12 protein-coding genes and 2 pseudogenes are annotated in these 19761 nt (G+C 69.8%); 8 read left to right on the top strand and 6 right to left on the bottom strand.

What is annotated here, in order from left to right:
• Positions 1-76 precede the first annotated feature (76 nt).
• Together ACF061_RS37250 and ACF061_RS37255 are read left to right on the top strand one after the other, a co-directional pair.
• On the top strand, positions 77-1513 hold the full coding sequence (locus tag ACF061_RS37250) for an esterase/lipase family protein (RefSeq protein ID WP_392271454.1): 1437 nt from the start codon (positions 77-79) through the stop codon (positions 1511-1513).
• The gene (locus tag ACF061_RS37255; RefSeq protein WP_392271455.1) at positions 1510-6867 is read left to right on the top strand and encodes a hypothetical protein; all 5358 of its coding nucleotides are present in this window, start codon (positions 1510-1512) and stop codon (positions 6865-6867) included. Before ACF061_RS37250 ends, ACF061_RS37255 begins: the two co-directional genes overlap by 4 nt.
• Positions 6868-7280: 413 nt before the next feature.
• Here ACF061_RS37255 and ACF061_RS37260 read toward each other — a convergent pair whose 3' ends face one another.
• Positions 7281-7463 carry a hypothetical protein gene (locus ACF061_RS37260; protein ID WP_392271456.1) on the bottom strand — a complete coding sequence of 61 codons (183 nt, stop codon included), beginning with the start codon at positions 7461-7463 and terminating at the stop codon, positions 7281-7283.
• 342 nt (positions 7464-7805) lie between these two features.
• On the opposite strand from ACF061_RS37260, the gene ACF061_RS37265 reads away from it, so the two are divergent.
• Positions 7806-8516, top strand: coding sequence for a peptidylprolyl isomerase (locus tag ACF061_RS37265; protein WP_392271467.1), 711 nt, complete (start codon positions 7806-7808; stop codon positions 8514-8516).
• A gap of 30 nt (positions 8517-8546) precedes the next feature.
• Here ACF061_RS37265 and ACF061_RS37270 read toward each other — a convergent pair whose 3' ends face one another.
• Positions 8547-8687 (bottom strand): hypothetical protein, encoded by a 141-nt coding sequence (locus tag ACF061_RS37270; RefSeq protein ID WP_392271457.1) that lies wholly within the window; start codon positions 8685-8687, stop codon positions 8547-8549.
• Between the two features lie 128 nt (positions 8688-8815).
• On the opposite strand from ACF061_RS37270, the gene ACF061_RS37275 reads away from it, so the two are divergent.
• A complete protein-coding gene (locus ACF061_RS37275; protein ID WP_392271458.1) occupies positions 8816-9214 on the top strand; it encodes a hypothetical protein in 399 nt (132 codons plus the stop codon).
• Between the two features lie 61 nt (positions 9215-9275).
• The gene (locus ACF061_RS37280) at positions 9276-9800 is read left to right on the top strand and encodes a hypothetical protein (protein ID WP_392271459.1); all 525 of its coding nucleotides are present in this window, start codon (positions 9276-9278) and stop codon (positions 9798-9800) included.
• A 194-nt stretch (positions 9801-9994) separates the two neighbouring features.
• On the opposite strand, the gene ACF061_RS37285 is transcribed toward ACF061_RS37280, so the two are convergent.
• From ACF061_RS37285 to ACF061_RS37295, 3 genes and pseudogenes are all read right to left on the bottom strand, one after another.
• The gene (locus ACF061_RS37285) at positions 9995-10603 is read right to left on the bottom strand and encodes a hypothetical protein (RefSeq protein WP_392271460.1); all 609 of its coding nucleotides are present in this window, start codon (positions 10601-10603) and stop codon (positions 9995-9997) included.
• A gap of 667 nt (positions 10604-11270) precedes the next feature.
• Positions 11271-11523 (bottom strand): annotated as a pseudogene (locus ACF061_RS37290) (alpha/beta hydrolase); the annotation flags it as partial.
• Positions 11524-12449: 926 nt separating this feature from the next.
• Entirely contained in the window at positions 12450-13850 is a 1401-nt protein-coding gene (locus ACF061_RS37295; protein ID WP_392271468.1) for a cell filamentation protein Fic, read from the bottom strand.
• A gap of 639 nt (positions 13851-14489) precedes the next feature.
• On the opposite strand from ACF061_RS37295, the gene ACF061_RS37300 reads away from it, so the two are divergent.
• From ACF061_RS37300 to ACF061_RS37310, 3 genes are all read left to right on the top strand, one after another.
• Positions 14490-14765, top strand: a complete 276-nt coding sequence (locus ACF061_RS37300; RefSeq protein WP_392271461.1) for a hypothetical protein — start codon at positions 14490-14492, stop codon at positions 14763-14765.
• Positions 14766-14959: 194 nt separating this feature from the next.
• On the top strand, positions 14960-18523 hold the full coding sequence (locus tag ACF061_RS37305; RefSeq protein WP_392271462.1) for a trypsin-like peptidase domain-containing protein: 3564 nt from the start codon (positions 14960-14962) through the stop codon (positions 18521-18523).
• 6 nt (positions 18524-18529) lie between these two features.
• The gene (locus ACF061_RS37310; protein WP_392271463.1) at positions 18530-18922 is read left to right on the top strand and encodes a CU044_2847 family protein; all 393 of its coding nucleotides are present in this window, start codon (positions 18530-18532) and stop codon (positions 18920-18922) included.
• Between the two features lie 342 nt (positions 18923-19264).
• Here the strand turns inward: ACF061_RS37310 and ACF061_RS37315 are convergent.
• Positions 19265-19761: pseudogene (locus tag ACF061_RS37315) on the bottom strand (esterase); the annotation flags it as partial.

Raw genomic sequence — 19761 nt, forward strand, 5'->3', positions numbered from 1 at the left:
ACGTGCCTGATGCCCGGTGCGGGCGGGCGGCCAGAAGACGACGCTCAGGCGCGCAGTGCGGGGGAGGGGAACGGGGATGGGGCGCAAACATCTGGTGTACGTACTGCCCGGAATCGGCGGCAGCGTGCTGGAACGGCCTGAAGAGGGTGGGAAGCCTGCCAAGGTGGTGTGGGATGCAGGCTTCGGCGACATCGCCGGTCTGCTGGCGAAGCCGCGTCGGCTGACGGTGGACGAGCCGCTGCGGGCGACCGGACTCATTCACTCCAAGCGGCTGCTGCCGGGCTGGACCGTGGTCCCCGGCTACGAACGGCTGGTGGCGAACCTCCAGGCCCTGCCCGGTACGGTCATCGACACCGGGCACCCCGATCGGCGGGACCCGGCCGCGAACGTGGTGCTCTTTCCCTACGACTTCCGCCTGGGTGTCCGGCATGCCGCGGAACTGCTTGCGGCCGACGCCCATGACCGGTTGAAAGATCTCGCCCCGTCCGAGCAGATGGGGCGGATCGTAGTGGTGGCCCACTCGATGGGTGGTCTGGTCGCCCGGTACTGGCTGGGCCCGCTGGAGGGCTGGCCGCTGTGCCGGTCCCTGATCACACTGGGCACGCCCCACCGCGGCGCCCCGAAGGCGCTGGAAGTACTGGCCAATGGCGTACGGTTGGCCGGGGCCCGGCTGGACGCGGTGAGCGATCTGCTGCGCCAGTGGCCGTCGGTGGCCGAGCTGCTGCCCCGCTACCCGATGATCTGGGACACCGCAGCCACGGCTCCCCTCTACCCCCACGACCTGCCTCTGGACGACCTGCGTCCGCTGGCGGAAAAGGGCTTCGCGCTGCACGAGGAGATCGAGCAGGCCTGGCAGGCGATACCTCGCAGTGGTGCCGAACCTCAGGTAGTACCTCGGCTGGGCTGGAGCCACACCACCAAGGGCTCGGCCGTGTGGGACGGCCGCAAGCTGGAAATCAACAAGGAGCTGCCGGGCTGGCTGGACCTGGCAGGCTGGGAGAAGGACCACGGCGACGGCACCGTGCCGGCGATTTCGGCCGTGCCGGTGGAGATGGACGGCCACGACACCTTCGGTTGGCGCGCCCGCGACCGCCATGGCTCCATCGTCTCCGCCGACTGGGTCTCCGGCCTGGTACAGGTCTATGAGGAACGGCAAAGGCTGACCGCGGCCCGGGGCGAGGAACGCCAGGCCGCACTCGGCCTGGATGTGGAGGAACTCCACATCCAGGGTTCCGCCATCCCTCTGGAGGTGCGATTGCGTGGTGACAGTCTGCCGCAGGACGCCACCACCGACCCGGCTGCGCTCGCCGTCTGGGCCACCCTGCGCCCGGTGCAAGGTCCGCGGGCCCCGGTCGCGGAAGTGCGGCTGGAGTGGGACGAGGAGCGGGGCAGCTACCTCACCGAACTGCCCGGTCAGGAGCCCGGCCTGTACGACATGCGGGTGAGCGCGCGGGCCGTGCCCGGAGTCGGTGACCTGTCCGCTTCCGACACCATCGCGGTGGTGGCCCCATGAACGCTGCCGGTTCCTGGCCCCGCTGGTCCCTCGAGGGCGAGACGACTGCACTGGCCAAGTACGTGCTGCCCGACGAGGTCGCTGCCCTGCTCCCGCTGCCCGGTCCCCCGGCCGACAGCCGGATCGAGCAGGTTCGGGGGGTCTATGAGGCACTGGCCGGTGCCGGGATCACCTACTCCCACGAGGCGCCCTCCGACGACCCCGGCCGCCAGGTCATCCGCCAGCCCGGCGAGGTCCTGTGGTGCCCCAAGCACGCCACCTGCCTCGACCTCGCCCTGGCCCTGGCCGGCGCCTGCCTCCACTCCGGCCTGCACCCCCTCGTTCTCCTCCTCGATGCGCCTGAAGCAGGCCGCGCCGCCCATGCCCTGCTCGGCGTGTGGATCGACACCATCGACCCCGACGTTCTCGAAGACATCCGGGTGCCGGACGCCGACGTATGGACCAGCCGCCCCGACGGCTGGGAAGAACTGGTCCAGACCGACGTTGACGGGCCGCGCCCGCTGCTGCTGCTGGACCCCGTCGGCGTCGCGCACGCCCTGCCCTCCTCGCCCATCCTCGGCACGAGCGCCACCTTCGCCCAAGCCGCACGCGCCGGAGCCCGCTACGCGCGCGAATGGACCTGGCGCCTGGCCGTCGACGTCGGCCGCGCCTGGCGCCAGCGCGACACCCACACCCCGGCCCACCGGCCCGAAGACCAACCACTGCGCCCGCCGTACGTGGAACTGGACCCGCAGGTACACCGACCTCTGCAGATGCTGCGCGCCGAGCATGCAGTGGTGCCCTTCCAGGGCCGTGACGAGCTCACCATTCTCACCGACTGGTGCAAGACCGTGGCCGCCGGACCCCACACCGGAGTCACCGTCATCCACGGCGCCGGCGGGGCGGGCAAGACCCGCCTCGCCCTGGAACTGGCCCACCAACTGGCCACCCGCGAGGGCTGGTACACCGGCTACCTGCGCGAACACACCACCGGGCGGGACTGGCTGGGCACCGTCGTCTCCCCCACCCTCATCGTTCTGGACTACGCAGACGCCCGCACCGCCGACGCAGAGCACCTGCTGGCCATCCTCAAACGTCGCATGGAGCGCGGTGCCGCGCCCGCCGTCGTCATCCTGACTGCGCGTGCCATCAACGGCCAGTGGCTCACCAAGCTACGCAAAGCGTGGGAACGTGACGGGCACCTGGTCCGCGAGGGCGCCCTATTGCACCTGCCGCCCGAACACCCCGCCGGCGCCGCCATCTTCCGCCGCGCTGCGCGCGCCTTCCATCACGGCCCCGACGCCGACCTCGACCTTGAGGCCGCTGAGCGGGCTGCACCCGCAGACTGGACCACCCTGGACCACATCCTGCTGGCCCTGCTCGTCGCCCGCAGCCCCGGTCGGCGCCCCACCACACGCGAGGACCTCTACGAGGAGGTCCTCAGCCACGAACGCGCCTACTGGGCCCAGACGTACAACCGAATCGCCGGCCTGCCCAAAGACGCGGACGCTCCTCTCGAGGTCCTCAACCGGTCCGTCACCAGCCTCATCCTGCGCGCGCCCACCACCCGCAAAGAAGTCCACGCCGCACTACGCACCGTGGATGATCTTCGCGACGATCCACAATGGCGCGAGACCATCCGCACCACCCTGACCACCTGCTTGCAACCCGGACCCGGCGAGCCCCTCGTCCTACGCCCGGACCCCATCGCCGACCACCTGACTCTCCATGAACTCCGCGACGACGAGGACCTGCTTCCCAGCATCCTGGACGGCCTCGAGGACGACCGCCTCCTGGCCGCCCTGCGTCAGCTCAACCGCGCCGCTGCAGCTGCGCCCGGCAGCGCTGCACGCATGCTGGCGGCCTGGGTCAGCGCCGGAGCAGACCGCTGGGAGCCTGTCCTCCAAGTCGCCGCGGAACAGGGCGGCACCGCGCTGGCCGCCCTCGGACAGCTCATCGACGACCCGGCAGTGCCCTGGCTCGACGACCTCTCCAGGGCCATCCCCTACACCGCGATCGGCCTGCCTCAGCTCGGCCTGCACACGGACCTTCGACGCCTGTCACTTCTGCGGTCCGATCACACCACGCAGCCGGCCAAGCTTGCGGACCAGCTTCTACGTACCGGCAATCGCTACTCTGCCGCCGGGGACCGGCAGGCGGCACTGGCTTCGGTCGCCGAGGCCGTCGACCACTACCGCGCCCTCGCGCAGGCCGACCCGGCCGTCTACCTCCCCCATCTGGCCAGCTCCTTGAACAACCTCTCCGTCGAGCAGGGCGAGGTCGGGGATCGGCAGGCGGCACTGGCTTCGGTCACCGAGGCCGTCGACCACTACCGCGCCCTCGCGCAGGCCGGCCCGACCGTCTACCTCCCCGACCTGGCCATGTCCTTGAACAACCTCTCCATCCATCAGGGTGAGACCGGGGACCGGCAGGCGGCACTGGCTTCGGTCACCGAAGCCGTCGAGATCCGCCGCACCCTGGCGGGGGCGAATCCGGCCGCCTATCTCCCCGACCTGGCCAGCTCCTTGAACAACCTCTCCGTCCAGCAGGGCGCGACCGGGGACCGGCAGGCGGCACTGGCTTCGATCACCGAAGCCGTCGACCACTACCGCACCCTCGTAGAGGCCGACCCGACCGTCTACCTCCCCAACCTGGCCATGTCCTTGAACAACCTCTCCATCCATCAGGGTGAGACCGGGGACCGGCAGACGGCACTGGCTTCGATCACCGAAGCCGTCGAAATCTGCCGCACCCTGGCGGGGGCGAACCCGGCCGTCTACCTCCCCTACCTGGCCGGCTCCTTGAACAACCTCTCCAACCGGCAAGGTGAGGCCGGGGACCGGCAGGCGGCACTGGCTTCGGTCACCGAGGCCGTGGATCACTACCGCACCCTCGTGAAGGCCAGTCCGGCCGTCTACCTTTCCGACCTCGCCGGCTCCTTGAACAACCTCTCCAACCAGCAGGGTGCGGTGGGGGACCGGCAGGCGGCACTGGCTTCGGTCACCGAGGCCGTGGATCACTACCGCACCCTCGTGAAGGCCAGTCCGGCCGTCTACCTTCCCGACCTCGCCGGCTCCTTGAACAACCTCTCCAACCAGCAGGGTGCGGTGGGGGACCGGCAGGCGGCACTGGCTTCGGTCACCGAGGCCGTGGACCACTACCGCACCCTCGTGAAGGCCAGTCCGGCCGCCTACCTTCCCGACCTGGCCATGTCCTTGAACAACCTCTCCAACCAGCAGGGTGAGGCCGGGGAGCAGTACGCGGCACTGGCTTCGGTCACCGAGGCCGTCGACCACTACCGCGCCCTCGCGCAGGCCAGTCCGGCCGCCTACCTCCCCAACCTGGCCATGTCCTTGAACAACCTCTCCAACCAGCAGGGTGCGGTCGGGGACCGGCAGGCGGCACTGGCTTCGGTCACCGAAGCCGTCGAGATCCGCCGCGCCCTCGTGAAGGCGAGTCCGGCCGCCTACCTCCCCGATTTGGCCGGCTCCTTGAACAACCTCTCCGTCCAGCAGGGTGCGGTCGGGGACCGGCAGGCGGCACTGGCTTCGGTCACCGAAGCCGTCGAGATCCGCCGCGCCCTCGTGAAGGCGAGTCCGGCCGCCTACCTCCCCGACCTCGCCATGTCCTTGAACAACCTCTCCGTCCAGCAGGGTGCGGTCGGGGACCGGCAGGCGGCACTGGCTTCGGTCACCGAAGCCGTCGAGATCCGCCGCGCCCTCGTGAAGGCCGGTCCGGCCGCCTACCTCCCGGTCCTGGCCGGCTCCTTGAACAACCTCTCCGTCCAGCAGAGCGAGGCTGGTGACCGGCAGGCGGCACTGGCTTCGGTCACCGAGGCCGTGGACCACTACCGCACTCTCGTGAAGGCCGGTCCGGCCGCCTACCTTCCCGACCTCGCCATGTCCTTGAACAACCTTTCCGTCCAGCAGAGCGAGGCTGGTGACCGGCAGGCGGCGCTGGTTTCGGTCACCGAAGCCGTGGACCACTACCGAGCCCTCGTGAAGGCCAGTCCGGCCGCCTACCTCCCCGACCTCGCCATGTCCTTGAACAACCTCTCCAACCGGCAAGGCGAGGTCGGGGACCGGCAGGCGGCACTGGCTTCGATCACCGAAGCCGTCGAGATCCGCCGCACCCTCGCAAAGGCCAGCCCGGCCGCCTACCTTCCCAACCTCGCCACGTCCCTGAACAACCTCTCCGTCCAGCAGAGCGAGGCCGGGGACCGGCAGGCGGCACTGGCTTCGGTCACCGAAGCCGTGGACCACTACCGCACCCTCGCAAAGGCCAGCCCGGCCGCCTACCTCCCCAACCTCGCCACGTCCCTGCACAACCTTTCCGACCAGCAGAGCAAGACTGAGGTCACCTTTGCTGCCTGGGAGGGGGCCATCACCGACCTGGAACTCATGCCACTCGCCCAGGCGGAACTTCGCGCCCACTACGCCATGTACCTCGCGGCACACATTGCCGTTGCTCCTGCAGCCGACCAACTCGTGCGGGCGGCGCTGGCCTGCGCAGGCGGCAGCCCATCTCTGCTGGGCCGGGCGCGGCAACAGGTCCGGGTGACCGCAGCGAGCCTCGGCATCCAAGATCCGCGGCTTCCCGACTGGGCCGTCGCCCCGCTGCCCGACGACGTGGTGGCACTTCTCAACCAGTGGGTTCAGGCCGCCGACTGGCCAAGCGCCGAAACCTTCCTACGCGCGCATGCCGACCGGCTCCGGCAGCCGGGCTTCCGTCATCACTTGGAACTGGCTGATGCCCTCTTCCCCGAGAGCCCGGCCATCGGCAGCCTCACCAGCATCCTCGGCCAGGTCGACACCGACGGTATCGACACCGTCCTGGACCGCGGAAGGCACGACCACGACGTTCGCCAACTGCTTCTGGAGTGGATTGCGACTCCCACCTGGGCGGACTCCAAGAGCTTCTTCGACGAGCACAGCGGCAAGCTGCGCACCCCCGAAGCCCGGGCGCTGCTCGCCACAGCAGAAGCGCCCCCCGCACGCCTGCATCTCGCGATCCTCCAGCTCACCGACGACCTCCCTCCCCATCAGGTCTACGAGATCGTCACGGAGCGGGATGTCGCCGCCGAACAGGCCTTCACCGCCATCGATCAGGCCGCCCTCCCGCGTCTGCGTCACATCCTGCACGCCCACCCGGACCTGCTCACCGACACCACCGGGGCCTTCTTCGCCACCGTGATCGCCGCAGCCGACGGCGATACCGACCAAGCCCGCCGGCTCGCCCAGGCCATCGCCGAGCACGGCACGGACACCCAACGTCACGCCTACGCGATCCGACTCCGCACCCTCGCCCGACTCGCCCCGGGTTTCAGCGACGGGAGCGAACTCGCCGACCTCGTCCATCCCGACAAGCGTCCCTGACAGGTCCCACCGTGTGCCCAGGTCGGAGCCGTGGAGAAGGATCGGTGCTGCGAGGGGAATGTCCGCGTACAGGGCACCGTGGCAGGCGGTGAGCAGGTCCTCACTGCGATCGGCGTGAGGTCGCGAGATCGAGATCGCATCGACGTCATCCAGCCGCACATGACGCGGGCAGCGGGCCGAGCGTCCCGCTGTCCGCGTCCACCTCACGGTCCTGGGCTGCGCGACGCCCTACCCGAGCGTGGACGATCCGTGCTCTGGCTATCTGGTGTCGAGCGGGGACACCCGTCTCTGGGAGGCGGGTGCCGCACACGGTGCATTCGAAGAGCATGGCGGTGGCGCCGTGGCCGAGGCCTCGCAGGAGCTCCGGGCGCCGCCGCGGCAGCACCCGGGGCTCCGCTTCTCCGAGAGCGGCCTCAGACCGTGCCGTTCTCCCACCACCAGTCACGGCCGAGCGTGGGCTGTGCGCTCGTGTGCCCCCCGCAGACCGCGACCGCGGTGGTCGCGGACTGCACCGCCTGCCCCACCGAGGACCCGCACAGGGGCAGGACCGCTGCCACGGCGAGGGTCAGGCCCCGCAGAAGCTTCCTTCGTCCCATCTGGTGTTTCCCCTCCGGCCGGGAGCCTCCGGCGCGGATGATACGGGCAGCGCTCGTCCCCAACCAGAGCCCCTCACCTTGGAAGTGCGGGGCAGGTAGCGGTCCCGTTACCGGGGAGGGCTCGACCGGGTTCGGGAAGCGTCTGTCGTGCACCGGGTGGATGCCCCGATCGGTCGACCGATGCTGTGCCGCGTCCGAGCGAAGCGGTCCGCGGGCCGGGCGCAAGGCTGGGAGCGGATGTGGCTTGCGGACGGGTACTCGTCCGCCGGGCCGCGCTTTAGACTGCGACCGCTCCGGAGTCTGACGATCTTTTGGAGGGTGTGCAGGATGAACCGAGCTCTCATGACCGCCTTGGCGGCGGCAGCGTTGGTCGTGTCCGCGGGCAGCACCACCGCCTCCGCTTCCGATGCCCCGCCGCGCATCACGCACGGTCCTTGCCAGTACACCCAGACACCGAACGAGCCGGCGGCGCGACCGGTTCCCCTGCCGCCCGATCCGCGGCACACCCCCAGCCACGGCACGGTCGACATGGCCGTCCCGACCAGCCAGGGCCCGCTTCCGCTGCGTCTGGACCGGGCGAAGGCGCCGTGCACGGTCCAGAGCTTCCTGCACCTGGCGCGGCACCGGTTCTACGACCGTACGGTGTGCCATCGGCTGACGGCGTATCCGACGCTGAAGGTCCTGCAGTGTGGCGACCCGACCGGCACTGGCGAGGGTGGGCCGGGGTACGAGTACAAGGACGAGCTGCCGGTGGACCTGCCGCCGGCACCGAGCGATCCGACCGGCGTCCGTCGCCTTTACGGGCGCGGTCTGCTGGCGATGGCCAACGCCGGGCCGAACACGAACGGTTCACAGTTCTTCGTCGTCTACGGCGACTCCGCGCTGCGACCGAACTACACGGTGTTCGGCACGGTCGGTACCGCCGGCCTGAAGACGCTCGACAAGGTCGCTGGCGGCGGAATCGAGCCAACTACGCAGGACCCGGCGCCTGTCGACGGCACGCCGGTGCTGAGGACCGAACTGCTCAGCGTCCGGCCGTTCTGCCGGCCCTGATGAACTGCGGTGCGGTCACCATGGGTCCAGCTATGTGCCCGGTCCCACGATGAGGTGAAGCAGCCGTTGCCCTGCGTCCGCCCGGATGACGTCGCCGATGCTGTCGTAGAAGGTGACGGACGGCGGTGTCGTCGTCATCGCCATGCACGTCTGCAACACCGTCGACCTCATGGACTGTTCCGGGATCTCCGCGCGGATCCGTGAGACGGCGAAGCCCACAGTTGATCTCCCCGTCCGGTGTGACTGTTCGCCCCCTGTTCGGCGGGGCCGGTGTCAGTGGTGGCTGCGATGCTGGCGGCATGATTCCGTGGAACCTGCTCGATCTCGACAAGGCCCTGCGAGCCAGCTGGGCCGCCGACACCTGCTCGCCCGACGACCGGGCCGACTGGCAGTCGCACAACCCGGCCTGGGGACACTGCGACATCACTGCCTTGATCGTCAACGACATCTTCGGCGGCGTCCTCATGGTCGGTGAAGTGCACCTTGACGGGACCCAGCATGGTTTCCACTGGTGGAACAGGCTGCCCAGCGGTTGGCAACTCGACCTGACACGCGAGCAGTTCCAGCGCGGACAGACCGTCACGGCTGCCCGTGACGTCGAGCGCCCACCGGGCCCGCTGCCCCGACGCTGGAAGGAGTACCTCCTTCTGCGTGAGCGTGTCATCGAGCACCTCGGTCCGCTTCCAGAACCTGTCTGAGGGACCGGTGTGACTGATTCCCAATGATCCTTGTCAACCAGCGGGCCGTAGGCTGCGGCCCATGGAATCGTTGATCAATGCCGTCCGCGAGCAGGACGAAGCTTCCCGTTTCCTTGCTTGGCCGGGTGACTTCGACCTAAACCGAGGCGACCATGTCGAGGAAGTTCACCTCGCCTCGGGTGCCGCGCTTGAGGGGTTCGCCGGCGACGGTGCCGGGGGAACGTTCTTCTTCTGCGGTGAAGGCGGCGAAGAACGTCCTATCCTCTATGCCGACTCCGAAGGGGGCGCCGCTCTGGTCGCGATCGGCCTGCCCGAACTCCTGCGGCTGCTGCTGGTCGCTCCGTGGTGGCGCGACTGCCAAGCGTTCACAGACGAGGAAAGTCGCGAGCTCGCGGCCGAATACCTGGAGGACATGCCGGACCTCGTCGCCCGGAGAGACCGTGCCGCCGCAGCCCTTGGCCTCGACCTTCCGGACGCGGCCGATGCCTTGGCCCGCTTGCGGGAGGTGGCCGTTCGGGTGGGCAAGGACTTCGTGCTCATCCTCACGCCGGAGGGTTGCCCCTACGAGCCTCTCATCAGGAACTGAGGTGCGTCGCAGCAGCACGAGTACACCGCCGCCTTCCCCCATGTCGCACTCACCGGCCAGTCGCCAGTGGAACCCGGCGCCCACCCGACGCGGCAACCGGGCCGCCGTCCTGCCCACCCTCAGCTCCGGAAAGCGAACGGGCCCACCGACTCCGTCGGCGGGCCCTCGCGAAAGATCAAGGTTGAGCGTCGAGCTCAGATGGTCGGGGTGTCGTCAACGATCGGCCTGTGAATCTCGACGACCGGCTTCCACCCCGCGGAGAACTCGATGAAGTCCGCACGGGTGGGGTAGGTGTCGATCGCGCGACGGTCACGCTTGGGGCTGTCGTTCCCCTTGCGCCCCCGGGGAATCTGCTCTTCGAAGATGTCGACCTTCACGTCGGGAACCTCCTTGAGGCGTTGACGCCAGATCTGCACGACGTCGGCGCCGAAGGCCTGCCGGGCCGCAGCGTAAAGGGCCGTGAGGGCCCCCTTGTCCCCGCCAGGGACGAAAAGTGCCAGGTCCAGCACGACACCGGCGGACTGGAGGACCTCGATGGTCACCGAGCCGTTCTCATCGGCCAGGTAGACGCCGGCTTCATTCTCGTCGTCGGGAAGGCAGGAGACCTCTTCCTGGAATACGGTTCTCGCCGTGATCGAGCCGCCCTCGAAATCCTCACCGGGCTTGGTCAGAAAAGCAGGGACATAGCAGTCGGGAAGCTTGAGTTCTGCCGTGTCGGCGGAAATGAAGAGCCTGTCCTTCACGCCGAGCTTCGTCACCTCTTCCAGCGAGAGGCGGCGAGCGGCGATCTTCTCCGTGTTCACGATTTCCCTTTCAGGTTGCACTGTCCCTCCGAACCAGGACGCTACCACGAAACCCTGAGGTCAACTGCCCATTGATCCTTGGGTAAATGGCCTCTGACGACCTGCACGGGAGGATACCGAAGCGAGTGCCACTGGGTCGGGGACACACATCCGCCAAGTAGTGTCCCCCGTCATGGTGTTGGCGATCAACTGGCGGTTGCATCTCGGTGCGTTGGGTAGCGCTCACGAACTAAAGAGAGTTTATGGTAGATATCACCCATATCCCCTTCGGGGGCGGCGAGGCAAGGCGATCGATTCGTCGTGCATCTCGAAGAGTGCAGCCGAAACCAACCGGATGGTCCGGCAACGCATCAACGGACAACCCACGGCGACATCTGGAGGGAGCGCGAACCGGAAGTCGCTGGCTGTCGCGCCCTCTTCGGTCAGGGCGGGCTTCGACGTAGTCGACTGCCCCGATCGCTGACGCTTCGCCATGTTGAGCGGGGTTCGGTACACAGCGAGCATGGTCCTGCCGAAGCCCGGCATGCCGGCCACTTTCACGCCGGACAGCTCTCGCAGCGCAATGACCAGGTCGCGAGCCCAGGGTTGCGGCCCAAGGGGAGAACCCAGTCACCGGCCACATGACGGCCGCGAATCGTCCTGCTCTCCGCGGCTGACGCCAGTCCGGTCACGCCGGAGCGGACGGGGACGGGGGCGTGGCGAGTTCGCCCAGGATGCGGGCGGTCGGCACCGGGTCGGCCAGCCACTTCAGGTGGCTGCCCGCCAGGGTGCGGGCGTCGAACGGGTTGTCCGGCGTCAGCTCGTCGCCCTCGCGGATCAGCCGGTCTTGCAGCGCGAGAGGCAGGCTCGTGTCATCGGCCAGGCGGATGTAGGTCTTTGGGGATGCGGCCCCGGGGCGCGGCCTGCGCCCGGTCGGCGGAGCAGTCCTCGCCTGCACGCCTCCATCTGCTGCCCCGTCTCCAACCGTCGGCGGGCGCATCCGTTGTGGCCTGCTCGCTGTTACGGGGCGAACTGCTCCAGCCGCCCTGATGGCGCACGGGATCAACAGCGAGAATGCCGCCATGACAGATCAAGGTCCGGCGATGTCTCCCGCAGTGCTCGCGGATGAGGCGCAGATCGGCACGCTGGTGGGGAGCACAGCCACCGTGGAGCGCTTCACGGTCGGCGGGGCGACCGTCGCGATAGGCCCGTCGGGGACTGTAGTCATCACGGAGGCGGGCGACTGGCTGGACCGGAGTTGCGTGTGGAACGCCGAGGAGGTCCGCCTGGTGGGCCCAGCATCGGCACCGGTGATGGACCGCCTCGTGGGCCGACGAGGAGGAGCGGGCGCGGACGAGAGGGCGCTGCCCATCCACCTGGTGGTCCGCGTCGGAAAGGAGTTGCTGTACCTGGGCACCGGCCACGTCGGGCAGGCGACGACGGCCGGTTCCGACCCGCTTCTACGTAGCACCCGGACTCGTCATGTCCGCATCGGACGGAGGTGCAGACCACGGGATCGACGTATGGGTCGCGTTACACACGGCAGCGTTTGCAGCCCTTGCTGAGCGCTGACATCGAGTGGAGCCGATTCGACGGATGACGTGCGACATGTACATCCGGTCGCTTGTCACGAAGGACAGCAGACGCATCACCGTTCGAACGACCAGCGCTTGGGGGAGGGCCATCACACGCCAGCCCGTCCGATGAGACAGATCTGAGGTGTTTGGAGAACCGTCCCATCTCGGCTCCGCCGCCCAGTTCTCGGGCAGCGCCGCATCCGGCGTGGGTGGGGGCGAGCATGGGCTCCGGCAGCGTCCAGGTCATGGCCCAGTGCTTTCCACGCGAGCCCCCGCGTGGCTCTGCCCGCTCAGTCGGCGAGCCGACGGTGCGCCCGGTCCCAGCAGGCCGATTCGGCGGCACTTCGCCGGGTCTCGCTCAGGGCCAGGTCGAGGTGCCCGGCGAGGGTCAGTGCGTCCCGTGGTTCGTCGGCCTGGAAGGAGACCCGGCGAAGCAGTCGCACGTTGTCGAGTGCGACGCCTTCCCGGGCCAGGACGAAGAGGCAGGTGAGGAGGGCGGAGCGGGCGTTGCCGTCGTCGAAGGGGTGGAAGAAGCAGACGTCGAGGAAGGCGCGCGCGGCCCGGACGGTCAGCGGCAGGCGCCGGGCGGCGTCCTGCGTGCTGTGGGCGAGGCAGACATCGAGGCGGGCGCGGGTGTCGGGGCCGATGCCGTACCGTTCCAGGCCGCCCTTGGCGAAGGCGGGCAGGCTACGGAACGGCGGCGGCCCGGGCGTGGCCAGGACGTGCCGCTGCCAGCTCTGGAGCAGACCGAAGTCGAGCCGGGCGCCGCGCGTGGCGTCGGCCCGCATCAGCTGAAGGGCGGTGAGCAGGCCCTGTCCGCGGGCCGGGTCGAGGACGGCGTCGAAGGTGCGGATCTCCTGCGTCGCTCCGTCACGGACCGGCGTCACCGGTCCTTCCCCGCTGCTGTTCCGGGCCTTGTGCCACGGCACGGTTTCCCGCACCGCGAGCCAGCGTTCCAGGTGGTCGGGCAGCGGCGGTTCGGCGGCCTGGGCGGCCGTGTCCGGGTGGACGGAGCCTGCGAGCCGTTCGGCGATGTCCTCGACCAGGACCGGGTCGGGGCCGGTCCAGCTCTTGAACCGGCCGCCGACCGCATGCTCCACCAGGTGCCAGGCCTCGTCGTCCGCGACGCCCCGGCTGTTGAGGAACCACGCGAGGACCTGGTGGCAGTGTCCGTACCAGGCGCTGCCGCAGCCGGTGCGGTCGGTGACGTGCAGGATCAGGTTGCGGGCGGTGCGGTCCCACAGGATCCGCTGGTCGTCGATGCCGGCCACGTCCAGTGGGTAGGCGTCGAACCATGCGGCCAGACTCTCCAGCCACTCGCGCCACTCGCACAGCGCCGCGGTCACACGGTCCAGGGTCTCGTCAGCAGTGGTGACCGAGTACCGGGCGCGGGACCAGCTGCCGACGGGCCCTCCGTCGAAATCCCCCTCGTCGTGCGCCCACCGCCAGCCGATGACCCAACGGCCGTAGTGCTCGGCCAGGGCGCACGTCATGGCGTCGGCCCAGGGTCCGGCCTCCTCCCAGCCCCACTCGTTGAGGGTCGTCAGGTCACCCGGCGCAACGTCGGGGCGCCGCGGCACCCGCCCGGCCGGCCCGAGCGACCTCACCACCCGCGCCGCCGACCCGCTGTCGAACGGATGACGGGCCGGATCCACCTCGTCCCAGGTCAGACTACGGGGGGACAGCTCCATGATCACCGCGCAAGTCTCTTCCGCTCACCGGCACCAGCTCAACCCGATTACCGGCCGACTGCCCGAACCCGTTTCGAGCCGCACCACCCCGGCCTCCGGCGGCCCTGAGCGGACGTGCTCATGGCCGTCGCCCGCCGCCTGCTCGCTGCCGGCACCTGCTCGCAGCCCGACGAGGTCCGCCGCCGCGCCTGGCCGGCACCGCGCACAGCGGCCCGCACGGCTGCCGCCTGCGAGCGCTGCGGCGGCCTCCCGGCGGCGAGCCGGCTAGAGGCCGCAGCCCGGCGGGCAGCTCGCCCGCAGCGCGCTGCCGTCGTGACGCACGTCCTCGCTTCGCCATGGAGACTCCTCGAAGTCGGCTGTCGATGCTGCCGGCCCGCGCTACAGCCGAGCAGGATGCCACCAATCAGCGGTACGCGAGCCGAACGGCACCCGAGCTGGGCTGTTTCGTCCCGCGAGTGTGCGCGGTCGGCCGCTTGCCGCTTCCGTGCATGGTTTCGACCGAGCCACGCCGCGCGGCTACGCGGGTACGCGTCCGGGCGCTCTGCTGACCGTTCTCACGGCGCGGACATCACTCGGCGCTGAATTCCCGTCCCGTGGGACATCCCACCGGCCCAGTGCCCGCACGCCCGGCCCTCTGCCATGCTGACAGCCCCACAGGCCGCTCGCCCCCGCCCACCGCGCCTTCGCGCAGCCGTCCAGCCCCTGGAGCTCTTCCTGCACCGGGAAGGCCGCGATCTTGCCGCCCACGAGACGATCCGCGTCGACGGCGACGTCCTCAAGATCGGCTCCTGGCTGGCCGAGGTCCGCCACCGGCACCGCTCCGGCCAGCTCCCCGACCAGCACGTAGGCATGGTCGCCGCTCTGTTGGACGGGGACCGGACGGCCGAGGACGCCGTCCCCGCCGTCCTGGTGTAGGCACTGCCCGCCGTCCATCGGGAGTTCCGGACAGTGCTGTCCGCTTTCCGCCCGTGGCGTCGTAAGTGATTGCCGTGCCGGATGGCGGAAGTCACACTGGTCCCGTCAACCACTCGGTGGCGGCCGAGCTGTTGATCGGATGATCGGGGGACATCATGAAGCAGGGCGGTGCTGCGCCGAGTGACGCGGCGGTGGTGAGAATCCTCAACGCGGACGGCAGACCGGAGGGGGCCGGGTTCCTCACCGGCTACCGTGAAGTGATCACCTGTGCCCATGTGGTGGCCAGAGCGATGGGCGCACCGTCCGACATGCTCACGGAGCCGCCCGCCGGACGCTTATGGATTGATTTCCCCCTGGCGGAGCCCGGTCGGCGGACAGAGGTGCGGATCGGGTCGTGGACCCCGGTCCGGGGCGACGGGTCCGGTGACGTCGCCGTCCTGCGACTGCTCACCGACCCGCCCGTCAAGGCGACGGTGGCCCGGTTGGTGGAGGACGTGGCCGGTCCGGATCGTCGGGTGCGCACCTTCGGCTTTCCTGCCGCCTACGACGACGGCGCCTGGAGCGTTGGCTGGCTGCGCGGACGGACCGGTGCCGGCTGGCTGCAGTACGACACCGATCCGTCCAGCGAGCACCACGTGCAGACCGGCTTCTCCGGCGCACCGGTCTGGGACGTGGCCGAGGGCGGTGTGGTCGGCATGGTCGTCGCCGCGGACGGCAGGCCGGACGTCCGCACGGCCTACCTCATCCCGACGCAGACGTTGCGCGAGAATTCGGTGGCCCTGGGCGATACGGCACTGCCGGCCTGCCCCTTCCGGGCCTTGGAACCCTTCCAGGAGCGCGACACCCGGCTGTTCCACGGCCGCGAGGAGCCGGCCCGACGCATCGTCGACCTGCTCGGCTACGCACCGGCGATCAGCCTGGTCGGCCCGTCCGGATGCGGGAAATCCTCCTTGCTGCATGCCGGAGCGCTGCCCGGGCTGCGCACCCGGCGGGACCGGGAGATCGTGCTCTTCCGGCCCGGGCAGCTCGGCCGGAGTCCGCTCGCCGCCCTGGCCCTGGCACTGCTGCCGCGTCTGGAACCAGGCCTGACCGAGACCGCGCGTCTCAACGAGCTGCCGGGACTGACGGACCTGCTGCGCGAGGGCCGGATGCCCGAGGTCGTCGACCGGCTGCTCGCCCGCCAGGGCAGGGACAGGCTGCTGGTGGTCGCCGACCAGTTCGAAGAGGCGCTCATCGGTACGGACAAGGCAGAGCTGGACGCACTGGCGGCCGCACTCGGCGATGCTCTGCGCCCCGGCTCCAGGCTGCAGGTCGCGACGACCCTGCGCGCTGACTTCCTCACGCCGGCCCTCAACCACCCGGGGCTCGCTCCGCTGTTCGGCGGCGAGCGGCTGTTCACCGTGGGCGCGATGTCGGACGAGGAGCTGCGCGCTGCCGTCGAGCGTCCGCTGGACCACACCGGCGTCCGCTACGAACCGGGTCTGGTGGAACGGATTCTGGGGGATCTCGGAAGCGATCCAGGCCGGTTGCCGTTGTTGGAGTTCACCCTCACCAAACTCTGGGAGCGTCAGCAGCGAGGCGTCATCGGGCACGCCGCTTACGAGTCCCTGGGTCGAGTCAACGACGCGCTGGTCACCCACGCGGAGCAGATCTGGAGCGGTGCCCTGACCGAGGAGGAGCGCCTGGCCGCCCGCGCCCTGCTCGTCCAGCTAGTCCACCCCGGCGACGACCGGGTGGCGCCCACCCGCCGCACCCTGACCCGCTCCGAACTGCTCCCAGGGCAGTGGCGTATCGCTCAGCGGCTGATGACCACCCGCCTGGTCATGCCCGGCGAGGAGCATCTGATCGGCGACGGCTCGCCTGAGGAAACCGTGGAACTGGCCCACGAGACACTGCTGACGCACTGGGCCCGGCTGCGCGACTTCTTCGAGGCCGACCGCGGCTTCCGGCTCTGGCAGGAGGACCTACGACGGCGGATGGCCCAGTGGGCCGCCGACGGGCACCCTCGCAGCCGGTTGCTGCGCGGGGCAGATCTGCGCGACGCACGGAACTGGCACGCGCGCCGGCAGGACGAACTGCTCGCAGCGGACAAGGAGTACATCGAGGCGAGCGTCCGGGGCGCACGCCGTCGCCGCACGCTGATCGTAGCCCTCGTCGTGGTGCTCGGCCTCGTCGTGGGAGCCGCGGGGCTGGAGGTCCAAGCCCGGGAGCGTGACGCCAGCAACGACTCGGCCACGAAGGCGTCCCGGGTCCTGCTGCAGCAGTCGCGCGACGCCGAGGTTCTGGCCGACCCCACCGATCAGGGGTCGCAGTACACGGCGCTACTGCTGGCCCTGCGCGCCTACCGCACGCGGGACACCGAGCAGACCCGGGTGCGTCTCGGCGAGATGTACGCGCGGTACGGCTTCGCCGACGTGGTCGCCCCGCGGTACTTACCGACGAGCGCTCTCCTCACCGAGCCGCTGGGATCGTCGGCCAGTTCCTCTGTGACCGACGCCGAAGGACGGGTGATCGTCTCACGGGCCGCCGACGGCAAGGTGATCGTGCTGAAGCGCGCCGACGGCCCGGGAGTGCGCCGGCTGTCCGTCGGCCGCGAAGCGGACGTCACGGCGGTCAGCCCGGACGGCTCCCTGGTGGCCATGGTCGGGACACCGCTCTTCCCGGGCTCCGGCACCGGGCTGTCGTCTCCGGCGGACCCGGGCGGCCTGCCGGTGCGTCTGTATGACGTACGGACCGGGCAGACCCGGGCACTGGAACGCCCTCGGAAAGGGGATCCGTTCCCGGACCAAGCGGGAGACGTACCGGGATTCCCCGGCCTGGATCTGTTCGAACTCGAACTCCCGGACATTCCAGGCTTCACCGTGCCGACGCAGTACGCGCGACTCGGCTTTTCCCCCGACGGCACGGTGCTGGTGGGCCAGACCGGGCTGTTCGGCGACGGCGGTCGGCTCATCCTCTGGGACACGGCCAGTGGACGGATCAAGAAGATCATGCCCGGCCTGCCGGAGTCGGTCAGCGCGCTCTGGCTGGACGCCGGTGGGAAACGCCTGATCACGCTGACCGAGGGCGTCCAGGGAGCGTCCTCCCTCGGCATGACGACGTCGCTGAAGGTGTGGGACCTGACCGGGGCGGCGCCGCACGGGCGAGAGCTGGTCGGCGTGAAAGGATCGACCGCGCACACCGTGACGGTGGACGTGAGCCCGGACCTCACCCGGGTGGTCGTCGGCGAGACCTTCGTCAAGGGCGCGAAGCTCGAGCAGCGGTTGGCTCTTCGCGAACTGCCGGGTGGGAGACTTCTCCGGCAGGAGCGTTTGTCGCAGCAGGTGCTGATGACTGGGGTCACCGTGTCCGCCGACGGTTCACGGGTGCTGGCCTATGCCGCATCCGACACGCAAGCCTCCCAGTCCCCCTCGCCCTCCGCGTCCGGCGGTTCCCCTGGCGACGGCCCCGTCACAGTGGGCAGCCGGTGGAGGATCGACCTGCTTGGCTCGGGCGACGGCCTGTCGGCGCTTCTGTACGACTACCCCGGCGTGCTCGCCGTCGTCGGTTCCGGCAAGGGCGGTCCGCTGCGCCGGCTGCCGACACGCACCGACAGGATCGGTGAGACCGGCAAGCCCGCCCGGATCCCGTCGGCCGCTGAGGCGAAGCGGTGGATGGCGCACCTGTGCGGCAGCCTTGGCGACGAGACACTCCCGCGGGCCGCTGAGGAGAAACTGCCCCCTGGTGCGTACCGGGGAGCGCTGTGTGAGAAGGGATGAGGACACATGGCCGAGGCCCAGCTGATCTGGGTGTCACTGGACGGTTCCGAGGAGTCGGACGGTGCCGCACGGGTGATGATGGAAGTCGAGGCGGCCACTTCGGGCATCGTGCGTGCCGCTCGGCCGGGCGAGGTCGCGGGAACCGCCACGCGGACGCTGACCGAGAGTTTCGACCAGGTGCGTGCCGCGGCCGCGTCACTTCTGGACCGGCTCACCACACTTCCCAGCCCGCCCAGCACGGTCGAGGTCGAACTCGGAGTGAAGATCAACGCCGAGGCCGGAGCGGTCATCGCCAAGACGGCGGCCGAGGGGAACTTCACCGTCAGATTGACCTGGCAGCGGACCGACGGTGACGACCCGCGCCGAGCCGCGAGCAGCGAGGACACGGTGACCTCTTGAGCGCGCCGTCGTCGGCCGCTGGGCAGTTGAGAGCGGCAGGACGAGCGCGGCCGTGAACGCCGCGGCGAAAGCGGCGGTAGGCAGGGGGCCGGGCACGCAGACGGTGAACCCGGCCCCCACGCGGCCCGCATCGCCGATCTCCTCCGAGAGGGGCCGACGGCCGGCACACCTGTGGAGGAGATCTCTGTCCCGTGGTGCTGGACGGACCTCGACGGTACGAAGCCGCGGTCGCAGGACGTCGTCTTCGTCGCCGACGGCCTGGAACAGGTTCGGGCGGTCGCGGCTGGAGCAGCCCGCCGCGTCACCGTGCTCGGAGCCGAGGTGCCGGTCGATGACCGGTGGTCAGGCGAGGTCGCTGCGGTACCAGTTCCAGCTGCCCCAGTCGTCGCTGTCCCAGGAGAAGACGGGCGACTTGAAGGTGGAACCGGTGCTGGTGAGCTTCCACAGGCCGGTGCGGTTGGTGCCGTCCGTGTGCTGGCCGTAGTTGTAGAGGAGAGCGGCGTCGGTCTTGCCGTCGCCGTCGAAGTCACCCGAGGTCAGCTTGACGGATTCGGCGTTCCAGCTGTCGGTGCCGGAGTCCCACTTGCGCTGCGGGTTGCCGAACCCGGCACCCGTGCTGGCGAAGGTCCACCATGCGGACTTGTTGGTGCCGTCGGACGCCTGGCCGTTGTCGTAGAAGACCCCGATGTCGGCCTTGCCGTCGCCGGTGTAGTCGCCGGAGCTGAGCTTGGAGCGGTCCCAGTCCCAGCTCTTGACGTCGGTCTCGGTGTTGTCCCACTTGCGCACCGGGGCGTTGAAGCCGCTGCCGGTGCTGGTGAGGGTCCACAGGGCGGTGCGGT

This window comes from Streptomyces sp. NPDC015220 (assembly GCF_043079345.1).
Taxonomy (GTDB): domain Bacteria; phylum Actinomycetota; class Actinomycetes; order Streptomycetales; family Streptomycetaceae; genus Streptomyces.